Source organism: Phenylobacterium sp. (assembly GCF_030680185.1).
Lineage (GTDB): Bacteria > Pseudomonadota > Alphaproteobacteria > Caulobacterales > Caulobacteraceae > Phenylobacterium.
Genome location: NZ_JAUXVZ010000063.1, coordinates 1 through 18,672, shown reverse-complemented (window position 1 = coordinate 18,672; position 18,672 = coordinate 1). Strand labels below are relative to the sequence as shown.

At 67.8% G+C, this 18,672-nt stretch carries 15 protein-coding genes and 1 pseudogene; 9 read left to right on the top strand and 7 right to left on the bottom strand.

Annotated features, from left to right (window positions below; translation table 11 throughout):
* Positions 1–10: 10 nt before the first annotated feature.
* Both Q8L83_RS17555 and Q8L83_RS17550 read right to left on the bottom strand, forming a co-directional pair.
* A complete protein-coding gene (locus tag Q8L83_RS17555; RefSeq protein ID WP_305289274.1) occupies positions 11–1,327 on the bottom strand; it encodes an amidohydrolase in 1,317 nt (438 codons plus the stop codon).
* 2 nt (positions 1,328–1,329) lie between these two features.
* Positions 1,330–2,442, bottom strand: coding sequence for an anhydro-N-acetylmuramic acid kinase (locus Q8L83_RS17550; RefSeq protein ID WP_370868414.1), 1,113 nt, complete (start codon positions 2,440–2,442; stop codon positions 1,330–1,332).
* 271 nt (positions 2,443–2,713) lie between these two features.
* Here Q8L83_RS17550 and tyrS point away from each other — a divergent pair, with 271 nt between their 5' ends.
* The 4 genes from tyrS (at position 2,714) to Q8L83_RS17530 (ending at position 6,444) form a co-directional block, all read left to right on the top strand.
* Complete coding sequence (tyrS, locus tag Q8L83_RS17545) at positions 2,714–3,973, top strand: tyrosine--tRNA ligase (protein WP_370868413.1); 1,260 nt, start codon at positions 2,714–2,716, stop codon at positions 3,971–3,973.
* Between the two features lie 28 nt (positions 3,974–4,001).
* A complete protein-coding gene (locus Q8L83_RS17540; protein ID WP_305289269.1) occupies positions 4,002–4,472 on the top strand; it encodes a peroxiredoxin in 471 nt (156 codons plus the stop codon).
* 258 nt (positions 4,473–4,730) lie between these two features.
* Positions 4,731–5,897: a M23 family metallopeptidase gene (locus Q8L83_RS17535; RefSeq protein WP_305289267.1), complete on the top strand. Its 1,167-nt coding sequence runs from the start codon at positions 4,731–4,733 to the stop codon at positions 5,895–5,897.
* On the top strand, positions 5,875–6,444 hold the full coding sequence (locus Q8L83_RS17530; protein WP_305289266.1) for a polymer-forming cytoskeletal protein: 570 nt from the start codon (positions 5,875–5,877) through the stop codon (positions 6,442–6,444). Before Q8L83_RS17535 ends, Q8L83_RS17530 begins: the two co-directional genes overlap by 23 nt.
* Positions 6,445–6,525: 81 nt before the next feature.
* On the opposite strand, the gene prfB is transcribed toward Q8L83_RS17530, so the two are convergent.
* From prfB to Q8L83_RS17515, 3 genes are all read right to left on the bottom strand, one after another.
* Positions 6,526–7,639 (bottom strand): peptide chain release factor 2 gene (gene prfB / locus Q8L83_RS17525; RefSeq protein WP_305289265.1). Its coding sequence is split into 2 segments (ribosomal slippage): positions 6,526–7,569 and positions 7,571–7,639, totalling 1,113 coding nucleotides; the frame shifts between segments, so codons are not numbered across the junction.
* 92 nt (positions 7,640–7,731) lie between these two features.
* The gene (locus tag Q8L83_RS17520) at positions 7,732–10,080 is read right to left on the bottom strand and encodes a penicillin-binding protein 1A (protein ID WP_370868412.1); all 2,349 of its coding nucleotides are present in this window, start codon (positions 10,078–10,080) and stop codon (positions 7,732–7,734) included.
* A gap of 131 nt (positions 10,081–10,211) precedes the next feature.
* A complete protein-coding gene (locus Q8L83_RS17515; RefSeq protein WP_305289263.1) occupies positions 10,212–11,342 on the bottom strand; it encodes an N-acetylmuramoyl-L-alanine amidase in 1,131 nt (376 codons plus the stop codon).
* Between the two features lie 492 nt (positions 11,343–11,834).
* On the opposite strand from Q8L83_RS17515, the gene Q8L83_RS17510 reads away from it, so the two are divergent.
* From Q8L83_RS17510 to Q8L83_RS17500, 3 genes are all read left to right on the top strand, one after another.
* Entirely contained in the window at positions 11,835–14,576 is a 2,742-nt protein-coding gene (locus Q8L83_RS17510) for a ribonuclease E/G (RefSeq protein WP_305289261.1), read from the top strand.
* A 125-nt stretch (positions 14,577–14,701) separates the two neighbouring features.
* Complete coding sequence (locus Q8L83_RS17505; RefSeq protein WP_305289259.1) at positions 14,702–16,093, top strand: M48 family metalloprotease; 1,392 nt, start codon at positions 14,702–14,704, stop codon at positions 16,091–16,093.
* Positions 16,094–16,177: 84 nt separating this feature from the next.
* Positions 16,178–16,891 (top strand): DsbA family protein, encoded by a 714-nt coding sequence (locus Q8L83_RS17500; RefSeq protein WP_305289257.1) that lies wholly within the window; start codon positions 16,178–16,180, stop codon positions 16,889–16,891.
* Between the two features lie 20 nt (positions 16,892–16,911).
* On the opposite strand, the gene Q8L83_RS17495 is transcribed toward Q8L83_RS17500, so the two are convergent.
* Both Q8L83_RS17495 and thiS read right to left on the bottom strand, forming a co-directional pair.
* Positions 16,912–17,709, bottom strand: coding sequence for a thiazole synthase (locus tag Q8L83_RS17495; RefSeq protein ID WP_305289255.1), 798 nt, complete (start codon positions 17,707–17,709; stop codon positions 16,912–16,914).
* A gap of 1 nt (position 17,710) precedes the next feature.
* On the bottom strand, positions 17,711–17,911 hold the full coding sequence (thiS, locus tag Q8L83_RS17490) for a sulfur carrier protein ThiS (protein WP_305289253.1): 201 nt from the start codon (positions 17,909–17,911) through the stop codon (positions 17,711–17,713).
* Between the two features lie 88 nt (positions 17,912–17,999).
* Between thiS and Q8L83_RS17485 the strand changes: the two genes are divergently transcribed.
* Both Q8L83_RS17485 and Q8L83_RS17480 read left to right on the top strand, forming a co-directional pair.
* Positions 18,000–18,437 (top strand): type II 3-dehydroquinate dehydratase, encoded by a 438-nt coding sequence (locus tag Q8L83_RS17485; protein ID WP_305289252.1) that lies wholly within the window; start codon positions 18,000–18,002, stop codon positions 18,435–18,437.
* Positions 18,438–18,464: 27 nt separating this feature from the next.
* Positions 18,465–18,672 (top strand): annotated as a pseudogene (locus tag Q8L83_RS17480) (acetyl-CoA carboxylase, biotin carboxyl carrier protein); the annotation flags it as partial.

Genomic DNA, 18,672 nt, shown 5'->3' with positions numbered 1-18,672 from the left:
TCCTGCCGGGTCAGTCGGCCGGGGCGATCGCCACCCGGTCGAGATAGTCCAGCGCCGTCAGCACCTGGGCTCGCACGCCCACCTTCAGCGCCGCCTCGTCGATGGTGAAGAAGGGCGAATGGTTCGTGCCGGCCGGATAACCGACCCCTAGCCGGTAAAAGAGTCCCGGGACCACCGCCTGGAATTCCGCGAAGTCCTCGGCGCCGGTGATCAGGCCGGTCTCCGTCTCGGGCTGGCCGATCGCCGCGCTCGCCAGGGTCGGCGCCATGGCCCGCGCCAACTCGGGATCATTGCTCACCACCGGGGTCGAGCCCCCCATGGTCAGCTCACCCTTCGCCCCATAGCGGGCCACGATGCTATCCACGGCGGCCTGCATCTTCTCGATGGTCGCCTTGCGCATGTCCGGATCGAAGGTGCGCAGGGTGCCGGCCATCATCATGTCTTCGGGGATGATGTTGTGGCGCACGCCGCTCTGGATCACCGCCACGGTGATGACGGTGGGCGAGCGCGCCACATCGAGCTGGCGCGAGGCGATCTGATTGAAGGCCTGAACGATCTCGGCGCTCAATGAGGCGAGATCCACGCCGTCCCAGGGCCGGGCGCCATGGGTCTGCTTACCCTTGATGCGGATCTCATAGGAATCGGCCGCCGCCATCATCGGACCGCTGCGATAGACAATGGCGCCCACGTCGCCGGGACTGACATGCAGGCCGAAAATCGCGCCAGGTCGCGGATTCGCCAGCGCGCCTTGCGCGATCATCATCGCCGCGCCGCCCTCTTCGCCGGGGGGCGGGCCTTCCTCGGCCGGCTGGAAGATCAGCACCACCGTGCCGGCGATCTCCTCGCGCATGCCGGCCAGAACCTCGGCCGCGCCCATCAGGATGGCCACATGGGCGTCGTGGCCGCAGGCGTGCATCACCGGGGTCGGCTGGCCATTATATTCGGAGATCACCTTCGAGGCGAAAGGCAGGCCGGTCTTCTCCTCCACCGGCAGGGCGTCCATGTCGGCCCGCAGGGCCACCACGCCGCCGGGCTTGCCGCCCTTCAGGGTCGCCACCACGCCGGTGTGGGCCACGCCGGTGCGGACCTCATAGCCCAGGGCGCGGAGATGATCGGCCACCAGGGCGGAGGTGCGCACCTCGCGGTTGCCCAGCTCGGGATGCTGGTGGATGTCGCGGCGCCAGGCGACGACCTTGGGCTGCAGGGCTTCGGCGGCGGCGAACACCGCGGCCTTGTGTGGGCTTTCCTGACCCAGGGCCGGGGCGGCCCATGCCAGGGCGCCCAGCGCCACGCCCATCAGCGCGCCCTTGATGATGCTGCGGGTCATGGTCAGCCCTCCTGTCTGGCTTGGCCGGTCGGGGTCACGATACGTCCGCCCTTCATGGGCTCCGGCGCCCCCGTGGTGGCCGGGAACGAGATCGGCAGGCCCTTCGATGTGCGGGCCGCCAGATAGGCGAAGGCCTCGGCCTCAATCGCGTCGCCGCGCCAGCCGACGTCTTCGGCCGTGACCACCTGCGCCTTCAGCCGCTCGCGCAGGGCCTTCATGATCTCGGGATTGTGCCGCCCGCCGCCGCAGACGACCACCATGGCGGGCGCGGCCTCCAGCTTCTCAAATCCCATGCGGACCGCCTCGGCGGTGAAGGCGACCAGGGTGGCGGCCGCGTCCTCCAGCTTGAGATCCTCCAGAGGGTCGAGCGAGAAATCGTAGCGGTCCAGGGACTTGGGCGGCGGGGCGTCGAAATAGGGATGCGCCAGCAGCGCCCGCAACAGCCCCTCGTCCACCATGCCGACGCTGGCATAGTTGCCCTTGTCGTCATAACGGCCCGCGCCACGGGCCTGGACCAGCAGGTCGATCATCCCGTTGCCCGGCCCGGTGTCGAAGGCGGTCAGTTCCCCCACCCCCGACCAGAGGGTGACATTGGCCACGCCGCCGATGTTCAGCACCGCGATGGGTGGGCTCATATCGGCCGCCCGGGCGCGCGCCAGGTGATAGATCGGCGCCAGCGGCGCCCCCTCCCCGCCCGCAGCGACATCGGCGCTGCGGAAATCGAAGGCCACGGGCACGTCCGTCGCCTCGGCCAGCCAGGCCGCATCGCCCAACTGCACCGTGCGGCCGATCTGGCCATCCTTGGGACGCTCATGCAGCACGGTCTGGCCATGCATGCCGATCAGGTCGATATCGGCCCAGGTCAGGTCGTTGTCGGCGAGGAAGGCCTCGGCGGCCTCGAAATGCGCCTTGGCGATGGCGGCCGAGGCCTCAGCGAACACCTCCGGCTCCGGCGCGCCGCGCGGCCAGTCGCGGGCGGCTTCCGTTGCGGCCAGCACCACCTTGCGCACCGCGTCGGTCAGCTTGCGCTCACCGGCCGGGCCAAAGGCCTCGATTGTTTCGCCGTCGGTCTCCAGCACCGCCATATCGACGGCGTCCAGGGAGGTTCCGGTCATGAATCCCAATATGCGCATGCGCATTGACTGCCATGGCTTGAAGCCGCTAGCTAGCCGCATGATCGACGCCTGCGCCCACACCGGCCTCTATTACCGCGCCCCTTAAGGCGCGCGGCTCGATCCCCTGCGCCCACCCCTTGGTCGGCGCGCACTTCGAACCTTCGAACATAGCGTTTCCGGCCCTCCCCGACCGGAGCCTGCTCAGATGACTCTCGAACTATCCGATCCCAGCGTGCTAGAGGCCGGGCCTTCCCATTCGAAGCCCGGCGCCATGACCAGCGAACCTGCGTTCAAATCTGAATTCCTGCGTCTGATGCAGACGCGCGGCTACATCCACCAGATCACCCATCCGGCGGAGCTCGACGCCGCCTGCCTGGCTGGGCCGATCGTGGCCTACATCGGTTTCGACGCCACCGCCTCCAGCCTGCATGTCGGCCACATGATCCAGATCATGATGCTGCGGCGCCTGCAGCAGGCGGGTCACAAGCCCGTGGTGCTGATGGGCGGCGGCACCACCAAGGTCGGCGATCCCACCGACAAGGACAGCCAGCGCCCCCTGCTGACCGACGCTCAGATCCAGGGCAACATCGACTCCATCAAGACCGTCTTCCAGCGGTTCCTGACGTTCGGCGACGGGCCGACGGACGCGGTCATGGTCAACAATGCGGAGTGGTTGGAGAGCTTCGGCTACGTCCAGTTCCTGCGCGACTACGGCGTCCACTTCACCATCAACCGCATGCTGAGCTTCGACAGCGTCAAGAACCGGCTGGATCGCGAACAGCCGATGACCTTCCTCGAGTTCAACTACATGCTCATGCAGTCGGTGGACTTCCTTGAGCTCGAGCGTCGCTACGGCTGCGTCCTGCAAATGGGCGGGTCCGACCAGTGGGGCAATATCGTCAACGGGGTGGAGCTGATCCGCCGTGTCGACCAGAAGCCCGCCTTTGGCCTGACCACGCCCCTGCTCTCCACCGCCTCTGGCCAGAAGATGGGCAAGAGCGTCGGCGGCGCGGTCTGGCTGAACGCCGACATGCGCAGTCCCTACGACTACTGGCAGTTCTGGCGGAACACCGAGGACGCCGATGTCGGCCGCTTCATGCGGCTGTTCACCGACCTGCCCCTGGATGAGATCGCCCGGCTCGAAGCCCTCGAAGGCGCCCAGATCAACGAGGCCAAGAAGGTGCTGGCCAATGCCGCCACCAGCCTGCTGCACGGCGAAGAGGCCGCCCAGGCGGCCGAAGCCGCTGCGGTCGCCGCCTTCGAGCAGGGCCAACTGTCCACGGACCTGCCGAGCTTCGAGATTTCCCGCGCCGATCTCGAGGCCGGCGTCGTCCTGGCTGCCCTGGCCGCCGACGCCGGACTGGCCGCCTCCCGCGGCGAGGCTCGTCGCCTGGCCCAGGGCGGCGGCCTGCGTGTCAATGACGCGGCCGAAACCGACGCCAACCGCACCCTGGGCGTCGCAGACCTGGTGGACGGCGTCATAAAACTGGCGGCGGGCAAGAAGAAGATCGTCCTGGTCCGGCCCGCCTGAGCCGGATCCCATTTTTCGAGGAACGAACATGGCTGAACTTGAGGTGGGCTCCGAGGCCCCGGCCTTCGAACTGGAGGGGCCCGAGGGTCCGATCCGCCTGGCCGATTTCGCCGGCCAGACCCTGGTGCTCTATTTCTACCCCAAGGATGACACCTCGGGCTGCACCAAGGAGGCGATCGATTTTTCAGAAATGTTGGGCGCATTTCAGGCGGCCGGCGCCACGATCCTGGGCGTTTCCAAGGACTCTGTCGCCTCCCACGGGAAGTTCGCGGCCAAGCACGATCTGAAGGTCGCCCTGGGATCTGACCCGAGCGGCGCGGTCGTCGAGACCTATGGCGCCTGGGTCGAAAAGAGCATGTATGGCCGCAAATACATGGGGATCGATCGCTCGACCTTCCTGATCGACGGAGCTGGAAAGATCGCCGGTATCTGGCGTAAGGTGAAGGTTCCCGGCCATGCCGCCGCAGTGCTCAAGGCCGCCGAGGCGCTCAAGGCTTGAACCCGCCTAAAGCAACAACGCCGGTCGATGGAACCTTTCGGCCGGGATCGGTGTTGTAGAATTGTCGCGTTACACCGGAATGTAGAATCCCGCCTTGGGGCGCCTCCGATCCGTGTAGCGCGGCGATTCAGTCTCGTTTAACGAGATGATTGAAATGCCAGCGATCTGCGGCCCTGCGCTCTCTTGTAGCGGGAAGGGTCTTGCGCGCGGCATGCGTCTCATTGCATATCGTCGCCACTGCTCCTGGTCACTGTAGCGATGAGCATGACACGCATAACGCGCCTCCGCCGTTCGCTCGAAGAGCTGTTCCCCGAACGCCATCTCTATGTCCGCTCCGGCGGCGAGATGCGCGCCTACGTCCTCACCACCTCCAAGCAGTTAATGGCGGCCGCCGGCGTCGGCGCAGCGGCCCTCTGGATGGGGATCTGCACCGCGGCCATGATGGTCAACGGCATGCAGATGTCGGCGAGCGACCAGGAAATCGCCCGCACCCAGGCCAAGTACGAGCGCTGGATCGCTGACCGGCAGGCGCGCCTGAACAGCGCCGTGGCTCAGCTGAACGCCACCAACGGTTCGATCGACGATCTGGCCCTGTCGGTGGAAAAGCGCCATGCGGCGCTGGCCATGCTGCTCAGCGACTACAAGACGACGCCGGGCGCCGCCGACGCCCTGGCGCCGGAAATTCACAGGGCCTCGGCCGATCTGACCGTCACCGATCCGGTGCGCCGCATCGAGCTGGTCCGCGCGGGCCAGGAGCGCCTGCTCGATTCCGCCGACTCCTTCGCCAAGGGCCGCGCCGAGCGCCTGCGCATAGCCTTCCGCCTGGCCGGCCTCAGCCCGAATGGCTACGCGCCCAAGTCCGGCGAACTTGGCGGACCTCTGATCGAGGCCAAGGACCCCAGCGCCCTGGCCGCCGTGCTGGACGTGGACGAGGACTTCGCCGCTCGCATCCAGCACGCGGCCACCAATCTTTCGGAAGCCCGCACCCTCGGCGCAGCGGCCGAAAAGCTGCCCCTGGCCAAGCCCACCTCGGGCGGCCGGCAGTCCAGCGGGTTTGGCGTGCGCTTCGATCCCTTCACCAAGCGCCCGGCCTTCCATTCCGGCCTGGATTTCGGCGGCGGGTTCATGACGCCGATCATGGCCACGGGCCCGGGCGTGGTGTCGTTCGCCGGCGTGCGCTCAGGCTATGGCAATACGGTCGAGATCGACCACGGTCAGGGCTTCAAGACGCGCTACGCCCACATGCAGGCCATCGCCGTCAAACCCGGTCAGCGCGTGGCGGTCGGCCAGCGCGTGGGCGGCATGGGCTCGACGGGGCGCTCGACGGGCGTTCATCTCCACTACGAGGTTTGGGTCAACGGCCGTGCGCAAAACCCCAGCCGTTTCGTGAAGGCGGGCGAGTATGTTCAGCAAGCAGCAGACTAAGTCGGATCTGGCCAAGATGCCGACCAAGTTCGACCCGCCGGCGCTGTCGGCGCCCGACGGCGGCCCGCCCCGCAAGACCGCCCCCAAGGTGGCGTCCCTGGTGGCCGAGAACATCACCCTCGAAGGTTCGCTCAGCGGCGAAGGTGAGCTCCACATCGATGGGATCGTGCGCGGCGACGTGCGCATCGCCAAGCTGACCATCGGCGACACCGGCCATGTCGAGGGTTCGATCTATGCCGATGTGGTCGAGGCCCGCGGCCGTGTGATCGGCGCTATCACCGCCAAGCAGGTCCGCCTCTATGGCACCTCCTATGTGGACGGCGACATCACCCATGAGCAGCTGGCCATGGAGACCGGCGCCTTCTTCCAGGGGCGCAGCCTGAAGTTCCAACGGCCTCCGGCGCCGCAGCCCGCCGCCACGGCGCCCTCTTCCTCGTCGTCGTCCTTGCCTGCGGCCGCATCGACGGACGCCTCGCCGATCAAATCCGGTCTCGAGGTTCCCGTCGCCCCCGCCAGCAGCGCGCCGCAGCCCAAGCCGGTCTTTTAAGGCGTCAACCTTCGGCGCGGCGCCCGGCGCAGATCACCGGATTCAAGACGAGGCGCAGGGTGATCTGCGCCTCGTTTCGATTCAGGCCTCGCGGGTGACCCCCACCCGTTGGGCCAGGGACGCGCCCATGAAGGCGTCCAGGTCGCCGTCCAGCACCCCGTCGGTGTCGGAGGTCTCCACGTCCGTCCGCAGGTCCTTGACCATCTGGTAGGGCTGCAGGACGTAGGAGCGGATCTGGTGGCCCCAGCCGATATCGGTCTTCTGGTCTTCCAGGGCCTGCTGCTCCGCCTCGCGGCGCTGCAGCTCGCGCTCATAGAGCCTGGCCCGCAGCATCTTCCAGGCCTCTTCCCGGTTGGCGTGCTGCGAGCGGCCCGCCTGGCAGGCCACCACGACGCCGGTCGGGATGTGGGTCAATCGGACCGCCGAGTCGGTCTTGTTGATGTGCTGACCGCCCGCGCCCGAGGCCCGGTAGGTGTCGGTCCGCACATCGGCCGGATTGATCTCGATCTCGATCGTGTCGTCCACCACGGGGAAGACCCAGACCGAGGCGAAGCTCGTATGGCGCTTGGCGTTGGCGTCGAAGGGCGAGATTCGCACCAGGCGGTGGACCCCGGCCTCGGTCTTCAGCCAGCCATAGGCATTGGCGCCCTTGACCTGCAGGGTGGCCGACTTGATGCCGGCCTGCTCGCCCGAGGTCTCTTCGATCAGCTCGACGCTCATGCCGTGCTGCTGGGCCCAGCGGCTGTACATCCGCAGCAACATGCCGGCCCAGTCGTTGGATTCGGTGCCGCCGGCGCCGGAGTTGATTTCCACATAGGCGTCGTTGCCGTCGGCCTCGCCGGAAAGCAGGGCCTCGAGCTCGGCGCGGGCGGCGCGCTCCTTGATGGCCCGCATCTCGGCGCGGGCCTCTTCCAGGCTGTCCTCGTCGCCCTCTTCGTCGGCCATCTCGGCCAGGGCGACGGCGTCCTCAAGTCCCCGTTCGAGGCTGCGCACAGCGTCGACCTGTCCGGCCAGACGCTGGCGTTCGCGCATCAGGGCCTGGGCCTCGGCCGCATTGTCCCAAAGGGTCGGGTCCTCGACCCGGGCGTTCAGTTCGTCGAGGTGTCGTAGGGCAGGTTCCCAGTCAAAGACGCCTCCTGAGCAGTCCGATGGACTGCTCGATGTCGGCCGCCATGGCCTCGACATCCGCTCTCATGGATCGCTCCTGGCAATCGGTGATGCTCCCCCGCCCTCCCAGAGATAGAGAGGCAGGGATTCAAGGGGCCGCGGGATAACGCGACCGTCGGGCTAATACAATCCGCTCATATCGTCGGCGGGGCTGGCCGCCTCCCCGGCATTGCCAGCGCCCGAGACCCGACCATCCGGCCAGACCTTGTTGTAGGGCATGGGGCCGCCCGAGCCTGGGGTCACGGTCGGCGTCGGCGCCCGCGGCTCGGTGCCGGGGCGGAAGGCTTCACGAATGCCGCGCACAGTCGCGTACTTGGCGTTCTCCGGCGCCTTGAAGTCGGCTTCCGGCACGCCCTTGATGGCTTCCTGCATGAAGGCGGTGAAGACCGGCGCCGCCGCCGTCGTCCCGGTCTCGCCGTAGCCCAGCGGCCGGTTGTCGTCGAAGCCGATGAAGATCCCCGCCACGATCTGCGGCGTGAAGCCGACGAACCAGGCGCTGCGATACTCGTTCGTGGTGCCGGTCTTGCCGCCCACCGGACGGCCGAGCACCGACACCGAGGTCGCCGTGCCCCGCTGGACCACGCCCTGCAGCATCGAATTGATCTGATAGGCGGTGATTGGATCCATCACCTGCTCGCCGCTCAAGGGCACGCGGGGGCTCTCGTCGCCATTGAAGCCGACCGCGCAGCGCGGGCAGTCACGGCGATCGGCGCGGTAGATCACCTTGCCCTCGCGGTCCTGCACCAGTTCGATCAGGTGCGGATCGATTCGGCGCCCGCCGTTGACGAAGGCGGCATAGGCGGCGGTCAGCCGATAGGGCGTCGTTTCCCCCGAGCCGAGGGACATGGCCAGCACCGGGGCCATCTCGTCGACCACGCCCATCTTCACGGCCAGGTCGCTGATCTTGCGCATGCCGACCCCCTGGGCCAGCCGCACGGTCATGGCGTTGCGCGACAGTTCAAGACCTCGCCGAAGGGTCAGCGAGCCGTAGTAGCGGCGGTTGTAGTTCTCGGGCGTCCAGGTTTCGCCTTCCCGCGCCCCTTGCAGGGTGATCATGGAGTCCATGACCTGGCTGGCTGGCGTGTAGCCATTCTCCAGCGCGGCGGCATAGACGATCGGCTTGAAGGCCGAACCCGGCTGACGCATGGCCTGGGTCGCGCGGTTGAAGCTCGACAGCGAGAACGAATAGCCGCCCACCATGGCCAGGACCCGGCCGGAATAGGGCTCGATGGCCACCAGGGCGCCATTGACCTGGGGCACCTGCCGCAGGCGATAAGCTCCGCCCGACTGGGCCGGGGGCTCGACGAAGACCAGGTCGCCGACCGCCAGACCCTTGCCGGCCCGCGCCCAGGCCACGTCTTCGCCCGCCAGCGGGCCTTCGGCGCCGCTCTCGGCGACCTCGATCCGCACGTCGCCGCCGCTGGCGCGGGTGACGACGGCCGCCCGCCATTGGCGGCGCTCGGCCGGGGCCGTCTGCTTGCGCGCAACCTCCTGCCAGCCCGGCTCGATCTCCACCTTGCCCCAGGCGCCGCGCCAGCCATGGCGGCGGTCGTACTGTTCCAGGCCGTTCATCAGCGCCACCCGGGCGGCCGTCTGCAGCCGCGGATCGAGGGTGGTGCGCATGTAATAGCCGCCCTCGTTCAGGCGGGCGCCGAGGGTGTTGAGGCCTCGGCGGCGAACCTCCTCCACGAAATAGTCGGCGTCGCGGTACTTGGCGCGGGTTGGCGCGTCCTGGACCACCAGGTCCTCGGCCATGGCCGCATCGGCCTCCTCGCGGGTCACCCAGCCGAGGTCGGCCATTTCGCCGATCACCCAGTTGCGCCGGATGATCGCCGCCTCCTTGCGGCGCTGCGGATGATAATTCTGCGGTCCCTTGGGCAGGGCGGCGAGATAGGCGGCCTCGGCCAGGGTCAGGTCGGTGATCGACTTGCCGAAATAGTTATAGGCGGCCGCCCCCACCCCGTAGGAGCGATAGCCCAGCCAGATCTCGTTCAGATAGAGTTCGAGGATCTGCTCCTTGCCCAGGGTCTTTTCCAGACGCTGGGCGAGCACGGCTTCCTTGAACTTGCGGCCGATGGTGGCGTCGCTGGTCAGTAGAACGTTCTTGGCCACCTGCTGGGTGATGGTGGAGCCGCCCTCCAGCCGCCGGCCCTGGGCGGCGTTGAGCACGTTCTTCATCATCGCCCGGGTCAGGCCCATGGCGTCGACGCCGCCGTGCTGGAAGAAATTGCGGTCTTCGGCGGCCATGAAGGCCTGCACCATGTGGGCCGGCATCTGGTCATAGGGCACATAGATGCGCCGCTCGCGGGAGAACTCGCCGATCAGGGTCCCGTCCCAGGCATAGGCCCGCGTCGAGGTGGGGGGACGATAGTCCACCAGGTCGCCGGCGTCGGGCATGTCGTGGAAAAGCCAGGCCGCATAGATCGCCACGGCGAAGCCCGCCACGGCGACAATGCTCAGGACCGCCACGCCGACGATCGCGACCCATCTCTCAGGGGGATGCAACTGTGCTGACCTCCGCGGGCGCCCTCACCCCGTGGCCGTCATCTAGCGTGCATCGCGCCGGGCGCCAACGCCCCGGACGCCGCAGGAGCGGTCGATCAGCGTGCGGCGACCTGGGTCTGCTGGGCGAAGTAGTCGTCGATGGCGTCGCCGACCCCATTCATGAACCGGGTCCGACGGTCGGCGTCCAGCAGGGCGGCTTCATCTTCGGCGTTGGTGACGAAACCCATCTCCAGCAGGATGGCCGGCACGTCGGGGGCCAGCAGAACGACGAAGCCTGCGTCGCGATGGCTCCGCCGTAGCAGCGGCATATGGTTGTCGGCGCGGGCCAGCACCAGTTCGGCGAAAGTGGCCGAGCGGTTCTTGGTCGCCCGCTGGGTCAGGTCGAACAGGATGTCGCGCACCCCATTGTCGCCGCCGTTGTGGCTGGAGTTCATGAACCAGTCGTCCTTGGACACGAACTGGGCGGCGCGGCCCGAGGCCTGCTCGGACAGGGTGTAGACCGACGTCCCGCGGGTCTTGGCGTCGGCGCCGGCGTCAGCGTGCAAAGAGATAAAGAGGTCGGCCCCAGCGCGACGGGCGATCTGCACCCTGCTTTCCAGCGGGACATAGACATCGCTCTTGCGCGTCATCACCACCTTGTACTTGCCGCTGCGCTCCAACCGCGCCTGAAGGGCGAGGGCTGCGGCGAGATTGACGTCCTTCTCAAAGGAGCGCGCGCCGCGGGCGCCGGGATCCTTGCCCCCATGGCCGGCGTCGATGACGATGACCTTCTTGAGCGCCAGGGGCTTGGGGGCGGGCGCGGTGGGACGGCTGGCGGGACGCGCGGTGAAGCTCGCCGTGGGCGCGCCGACGGCGGCCACATCGATCACATAGCGATAATGTCCGACCCCATCGGCCGGCGGCAGCAGGAAGCGGCGCTTGATCACGCCCTGCCCGGCCAGGTCGATCTGAAGACGGGCGGCGCCCTGAGACTGGTCGATCATCCAGGCGCGGATCAGGCCGCGGCCCGACCCTTGAAGGCTGGCCTTGGCGTCGACGCCCGGCAGGGACATGACCACGCGCCCGCCCGAGCCGTCCTGAGACACCTTGCCCGTCGCGCCACGATCGAGGTCGATCACAAGGCGCGTTTCGGTCGCATCCCCGCCCAGGCGCACGCCCAGCACGCCGGCGTCGGGCGCTGCGGCATGCGACACGGCGACCGCAGCCAGGCCACCGATGGTCGCCATGGCGACACCGGCGCTCAGCAGTCGCGCCCTTCGGAAAACCTTGCCCAGCCTTGCGAGCATACGCCTACACACCCACCATCACGTTTCTTGAGAGTTCAACGTCCAGTAGATCAGATCGCCGTGGAAAAAGGGTTAAGGGACGCTAATCAGTTGAGGCCCCTCGCCCGCGCCGCGACGACGGCTTTCCTTTTTCCATCCACTGTTGCAAAGTCGCGCCGCGCATGGAGGGGCGTGGACTCACTAACGCCCCCCACCCGCGCGAAACACTTGCGTCGGCCCGGCCACGAGGTTCGGAGACGACGCTTCACCGATCCTCGCCTTGCAGGCGTGACTAGGACACACCCATGGGCAGCGTCGCCCCAGCCCCATTCCGGCGACAGGCCGGCCTCGCGGCCGCCTCCGTCGCTGTGAACAGAGACCCTGCGCGCGCCCTCATAATTAGCCGGCAGCGCCCGAACTCGACGTTCGTGGCGCGCCGTGGAGATTCACTAAATGTCGAAGAAGATGCTTATCGATGCAGCCCACGCCGAAGAGACGCGCGTGGTGCTCATCGACGGAACGCGTGTTGAAGATTTCGATTTCGAGAGCAAGAACCGGAAGCAGCTCAGAGGGAATATCTACCTCGCCAAGGTGACCCGCGTGGAGCCCAGTCTCCAGGCGGCCTTCATCGAGTACGGCGGCAACCGCCACGGCTTCCTCGCCTTCAACGAAATCCATCCCGACTATTATCAGATCCCGGTCGCCGACCGCGAAGCCCTGCTGCGCGAAGAGGCCGAGGAAGAAGACGCCTTTGAGCCCAATCGGGCCGCGGCCTCCGATCCGGACGATGAGGATTCCGAGGCCGTCGTCGATGAAGACGACGTCATGGAACAAGAGGTGGCCCGCCGTCGGCGCCGCCTCATGCGCAAGTACAAGATCCAGGAAGTGATCCGCCGCCGGCAGATCATGCTGGTCCAGGTGGTCAAGGAAGAGCGCGGCAACAAGGGCGCGGCGCTGACCACCTATCTCTCGCTCGCCGGCCGCTATGGCGTGCTCATGCCCAACACCGCCCGCGGCGGCGGCATCAGCCGCAAGATCACCACGGCCACCGACCGCAAGCGCCTGAAGGGCGTGGTCCAGGGTCTGGACGTGCCGCAGGGCATGGGCCTGATCGTGCGCACCGCCGGCGCCAAGCGGACCAAGGCCGAGATCAAGCGCGACTACGAGTATCTCCTGCGGCTGTGGGAGAATATCCGCGAAAACACCCTCCACTCGATCGCGCCTGCGCTGATCTACGAGGAAGAGGACCTGGTGAAGCGGGCGATCCGCGACCTCTATGACAAGGACATCGAAGGGGTGTTCGTCGAGGGCGAGGCCGGCTTCAAGGAAGCGCGCGATTTCATGCGCATGCTGATGCCGTCCCAGGCCAAGAAGGTTCAGGCCTACCGCGACCCCGAGCCGCTGTTCGTTCGCTACAAGGTCGAGGACCACCTGTCGCAGATCTACAGCCCCGTGGTCCCTCTGCGGTCCGGCGGCTATCTGGTGATCAACCAGACCGAGGCCCTGGTGGCCGTCGATGTGAACTCCGGCAAGTCCACCCGCGAGCGCAACATCGAAGCCACCGCGCTCAAGACGAACCTGGAGGCCGCCGAGGAGACCGCAAGGCAGCTGCGCCTGCGCGACCTGGCCGGCCTGATCGTCATCGACTTCATCGACATGGATGAGTCGAAGAACAATCGCGCCGTCGAGAAGAAGCTCAAGGACGCCCTGAAGGACGACCGCGCCCGCATCCAGATGGGCAAGATCAGCTCCTTCGGCCTGATGGAGATCAGCCGCCAGCGCCGCCGCACCGGCGTGCTGGAAGGCACAACCCATGTCTGCGAGCACTGCGCCGGCACCGGCCGGGTTCGCTCGGTGGAGTCCAGTTCGCTCGCCACCCTGCGCGCCCTGGAAATCGAAGCGCTCAAGGGCGGCGGCGAGGCGACGCTGAAGGCGCCGCGGGCCGTGGCCCTCTACATCCTCAACGAAAAGCGCGCCCATCTGGCCCGCATCCACGAGACCTTCGGCCTCTTCGTCACCGTCGTGGTCGATGACGCCATGCCCCACGCCGACTACGAGATCGAGCGCACGGCCAGCGAAACCCGCCCCGACCATGCCGTCGTCGCCCGCACCGCGCCGCGGATCGACCCGGTCTATGACGACGCCGAGTTCGACGATGTCGACGAGGATGAGGACGACGAGGACGAAGACGAGGTTGAGGACGAGGTTGAAGTTCGCGCACCTCGCGGTTCTCGCCCCTCTTCCGTCACCGACGACGACGATGGGGACGAGGTCCGCTCCGAACGTCCCCGTGACGAATTCGCCGCCGAAGATGACGCCGATGGCCGCACCCGTGGTCGTGGTCGCCGTCGCCGTCGCCGCGGCGGCCGTCGCGACGAGGAAGATCGCGCGCCCACAGCGTCGGAAGCCGCCGACGCCTCCGATCCGCGGCTCGACGACGAGAACGGCGGACGCCGTCGGCGTCGTGGCCGTCGAGGTGGCCGTCGCCTGCGCGAGGACCGTCCGGGCGAAGCCTTCGCCTGGGTCCGTCCCTGGGTGCCCTATGGCGAGGATCCCTTCGTCTGGTTCGACCTTTCGGAAGACCAGCGGATGGCCGTGCCTGAGCCCGGCGAGGCCCGCGATGAACGCCCTGCCCCGCTGAGCCAGGTCGCGCCTCAGGCCGAAACCGACGTCGAGGCCGCAGCCCCGATCTCCAGCGCAGCCCCCGTCCCCCATGGCGAGGACGACATGTGGGTCGAGCTGCCCGAGCCGGAAGAAAAGCCGAAGCGTCGCCGCTCGCGTTCCAAGGCCAATCCTGCTCCTGAAGCCGCCGAAGCTGTGGCGACCGAGACGGTCGAGGCCGCGCCGGTCGCAGAGGCTGAGCCGGCCGTCGAAGCCCCCGTGGCCGAGGCTGAGCCGGAAGTCGCCAAGCCGAAGCGCACCCGGACCCGTCGCAAGGCGGAACCCAAGGTCGAGGCCGTAGCCGAAGCGCCGAGCGATGCGGCCATGGTCACCGACGCGCCTCCGGCCCAGCCGGCCGTCGTCGAGCCTGAGCCCGTCGCCCAGCCCGAGCCCGCGCCGGTGATGGCCCAGGCGGCCGTGGCCGCCGAGCCCGAGCGTGTTCCGGAGCCGGCGTCGGCGCCCGCCGAGCCTGATCCGGCGGAAATCACCTCTCCGCCCGCCAAGCCGCGTCGAGGCTGGTGGCGGCGCGGCTGACGGGTTAGGCTTCAAGCCAAGGGCGTCGGGGGGAAGCGATCGAGAGTGTGTGCATGGCCTCCCCCCTGCGTTCCCTGAGCGGCCCCCCGGCCCACCCCCTCCGCCCCTCGCGGGCCGGCGGGGGCATGTGGAGGAAGACCTTGGCCAGGCTGGCCCTGTCAGCAGCCCTGGTCGTTGCGCCGATGGTGGCCCAGGCCCAGTCCCGGGAACGGATCTCCCTTATCCGGGACACCGAGATCGAAGCGATCCTGCGCGCCGATTCCGAACCGATCCTGCGCGCCGCCGGCCTCAATCCCGACAGCATCGAAATCCTGCTGATCGGCGGCAAGGATCTCCAGGCCTTCGCCGCCCCGGGCACGATGGGGATCTATACCGGCCTGATCCTCGAATCTGAGAACCCCAACCAGCTCCAGGGTGTCATCGCCCACGAGGTCGGCCACCTGGCCGCCGGTCATAGCGCCCGCTCCGGCGAGATGCAGCGCGCGGGCATGCAGCCCTTCCTGTTGACCATGGGGCTTGGCGTCCTGGCCGCCTTCGCCGGCGCCGGCGACGCGGCCATCGCCCTGATGGGCAGCGCCAGCCAATTCGGTACGCTCGCCGCCCTGGGCTACAGCCGCGAACAGGAGAGCCGGGCCGACCAGGCGGGGCTGAACCTGCTCGATCGCTCCGGCATATCGGGCAAGGGGCTGGTCCAGTTCTTCGACAACTTCCGCTATCAGGAAGTCTTCCAGGAAGCCCGGCGGTACGCCTATTTCCGCAGCCACCCCCTGTCGTCGGAGCGCATCGACACCCTGCGACGCAAGGCCGAGACCCTGCCCGATTGGGACAAGGTCGACACCGAAGAGGCCATGCTCGAACACGAGATCATGAAGGCCAAGCTGCAGGGCTTCCTCAATCCCCAGCGGGCCATCGTCGACTACAGCGAGAAGGACGACGCCTATCCGGCAAGGTACGCCCGGGCGATCGCCTACTACCAGATGAAGGAGCCCGACCGGGCCCTGAACCTGATCGAGGCCCTGCTCGCCGAACAACCCGAAAATCCTTATCTGTGGGAGCTCAAGGGTCAGATTCTGTTCGAGTTCGGCCGCACGGCCGAAGCCGAGGCGCCCCAGCGCCGGTCGGTGGAGCTTATGCCCGAGGCCCCCCTGCTGCGGGTCAACCTCGGCCAGACCCTCATCGCCATGGATGACGAGGCCAAGCTCGACGAAGGCATCGCCGAACTGCGCCGCGCGCTCACCCAGGAAGACGACAACGCCGTGGCCTGGCGGCTGCTGGCCCAGGGCTACGATCGCCGCGGCGACGACGGCTCGGCCAGGCTGGCCACGGCGGAGTACAATTTCCATGTGGGCGACCGCCAGCAGGCCCGGGTCTTCGCCATGCGCGCCCGCGACATGCTGACCCGCGATACGCCGGAATGGCGCCGCGCGACCGACATCGTGCTCACCTCCAACCCCTCCCGCGAGGACCTGCGCGAACTGGCGCAGGAAGGCGCGATCACCACCGGCTCGGTGCGCTAGACCCGCCCGGCCGACCAGCAGGGTCGGTTCCGGGGTCGCTTTGCGCGCCAAACCTCCCTATCTGGACGTCTGATGAGAAAGCCCTTGCCTGTCCTTGCGGCGCTTTGCGCCTCCGCCCTCGCCCTGTCGGCCTGCGACCGGGCCTCCGACGACGCCTTTGGCGAGCGCGTGCGCGCCTATCTGATCGAAAACCCGGAGGTGATCGAAGAGGCGGTCCAGGCGCTGGGCAAGAAGCGCGAGACTGAAGCCGCACAGGCGGCGGTTTCAGCCATCGAGGCCAATCGCGCGGCCCTGGAACGGGACCCCCGCGACTTCGTCGCCAATCCCGACGGCGCGATCACGCTCACCGAGTTCTTCGACTATCGCTGCGGCTACTGCAAAATCGCCGCGACGGAGATCCAGAAGATCATCGAGACCAATCCCGACGTGCGGGTCGTGTTCAAGGAATTCCCGATCTTCGGCGAACAGTCCGACGAGACGGCCGCCATCATGCTGACCGACGCGGCCAAGGCGAAAACCCTGGAGCTGCATGAGCTTCTGATGGCGGAAAAGAGTCTCGACGACGCGGCGCTGGATCGTCACCTGACGGCGGTCGGCCTCAACCCCGCCGCCGTCCGCGAGGCGGCCAAGGCCCCGGCCATCCAGCAGCAACTCGCCGACACCCACGAGCTGGCCCAGACCCTCGGCATCAACGGCACGCCGGCCTTTGTCATCGGCGACCGCCTGATCTCCGGCGCGGACATGGAGGCGGTCAAGGCCGCCATCGTCAACGCCAAGGCGGCCAACCTCGGCTCCTGATCTTCTCGGCCTTCGTCTGGCTAGATCAGGCCTGACAGGGGCGAGGACGGATCGGCGTACATGCGCTTGGGCATCCGCCCGGCGAGAAAGGCCTGACGTCCGGCCAGCACCGCATGACGCATGGCGCTGGCCATCAGGATCGGGTCGCGCGCCTCGGCGATGGCGGTGTTCATCAGCACCGCGTCGCAGCCCAGCTCCATAGCCACCGCCGCGTCCGACGCCGTGCCCACGCCGGCGTCCACCAGAACCGGCACCTTGGACTGCTCGATGATCAGGCCGAGGTTCAGCATGTTCTGGATGCCCCGCCCCGATCCGATGGGGGCGCCGAGCGGCATGATGGCGGCCGCGCCAGCGTCTTCCAGTTTGCGGGCATAGACCGGGTCATCGTTGCAATAGACCATGACCTCGAACCCGTCGGCGATCAGCAGCTTCAGCGCCCGCAGGGTCTCTTCCATGTCGGGCAGCAGGTGCTTGGTGTCCGAGAGCACCTCCAGCTTCACCAGGTTCCAGCCGCCGGCCTCGCGCGCCAGCCGCAGGGTGCGCACGGCGTCCTCGCCGGTGAAGCAGCCGGCGGTGTTGGGCAGGAAGGTGAAGCGGTCGGGCTTCACATGGTCCACCAGCATGGGCTGGCTGGGATCGGACAGGTTCACCCGCCGGATCGCCACGGTGACGATCTCGGCGCCTGCGGCCTCGGCGGCGGCGGCGTTGGTGGCATAGTCCTTGTACTTGCCCGTGCCGATGATCAGGCGCGAGGTGAAGGTGCGGCCGGCCACGCTCCAGGTGTCGTCAGCCGCGGGCCTTTGGCTTGCGTCGTCCATGTCAGCCGCCTCCAATGAAATGCACGATCTCGATCCGGTCGCCCTCGGCCACCGGGGTGCGGTCATAGGCCGAGCGCGGCACGATCTCCAGGTTGCGCTCCACCGCGACCTTGCGCGGGTCCAGACCCAGTTCGCTCACCAGCGCCGCCAGATGCGGCAGGGGCGCCACGGTGCGGGCTTCACCATTGATCGTCAGGTTCATGCTCAACTCTCACCGCGGCCTGCCGCCGGGATGCTTGTGACCCCCGCCTGCGAACGTTACAAGACACCGGAATCGCCGGCGGAGCCGAATGTCCAAACCGATCTATGTGTTGAGCGGGCCCAATCTCAACCTCCTGGGCGTCCGAGAGCCTCAGATTTATGGGAAAGAGACCCTGGACGACGTTCGCACGGCCTGCGAACGCCGGGCGGACGCCCTTGGCCGCACGGTGGTCTTCCATCAGTCCAATCATGAAGGCGTCCTGATCGACTGGGTGCAGGAGGCGCGAACCGCCGCCAGCGCCCTGGTCATCAATCCGGCCGGCTATGGCCACACCTCGATCGCGCTTCTGGACGCCCTGAAGACCCTCGAGATTCCGGTGGTGGAATGCCACCTGTCGAACCCGGCGGCGCGCGAGACGTTCCGTCGACACACCTATGTGTCCCTCGCCGCGACAGGAGTCGTGTCAGGCTTCGGCGTGGCGAGCTATGAACTGGCCGTCGAGGCCGCGGCGCGGCTCAGCGCCTGACGCCCACAGCAGCAAGGATCCCCCTCCATGGCTAGCAGCCCCAAGGCTTCCGCCGACCCCCTCGACGCACGTCTGGTGCGCACCCTCGCCGACATCCTGACCGAGACCGGGCTGTCGGAGATCGAAGTCGAGCGTGACGGCCTGAAAATCCGGGTCGCCCGCCAACTGAACGTGACCGCCACCGTGGCGACGGCCGCCCCGGCGCCCGCACCGGCCGCGGCCCCCGCCGCCGACG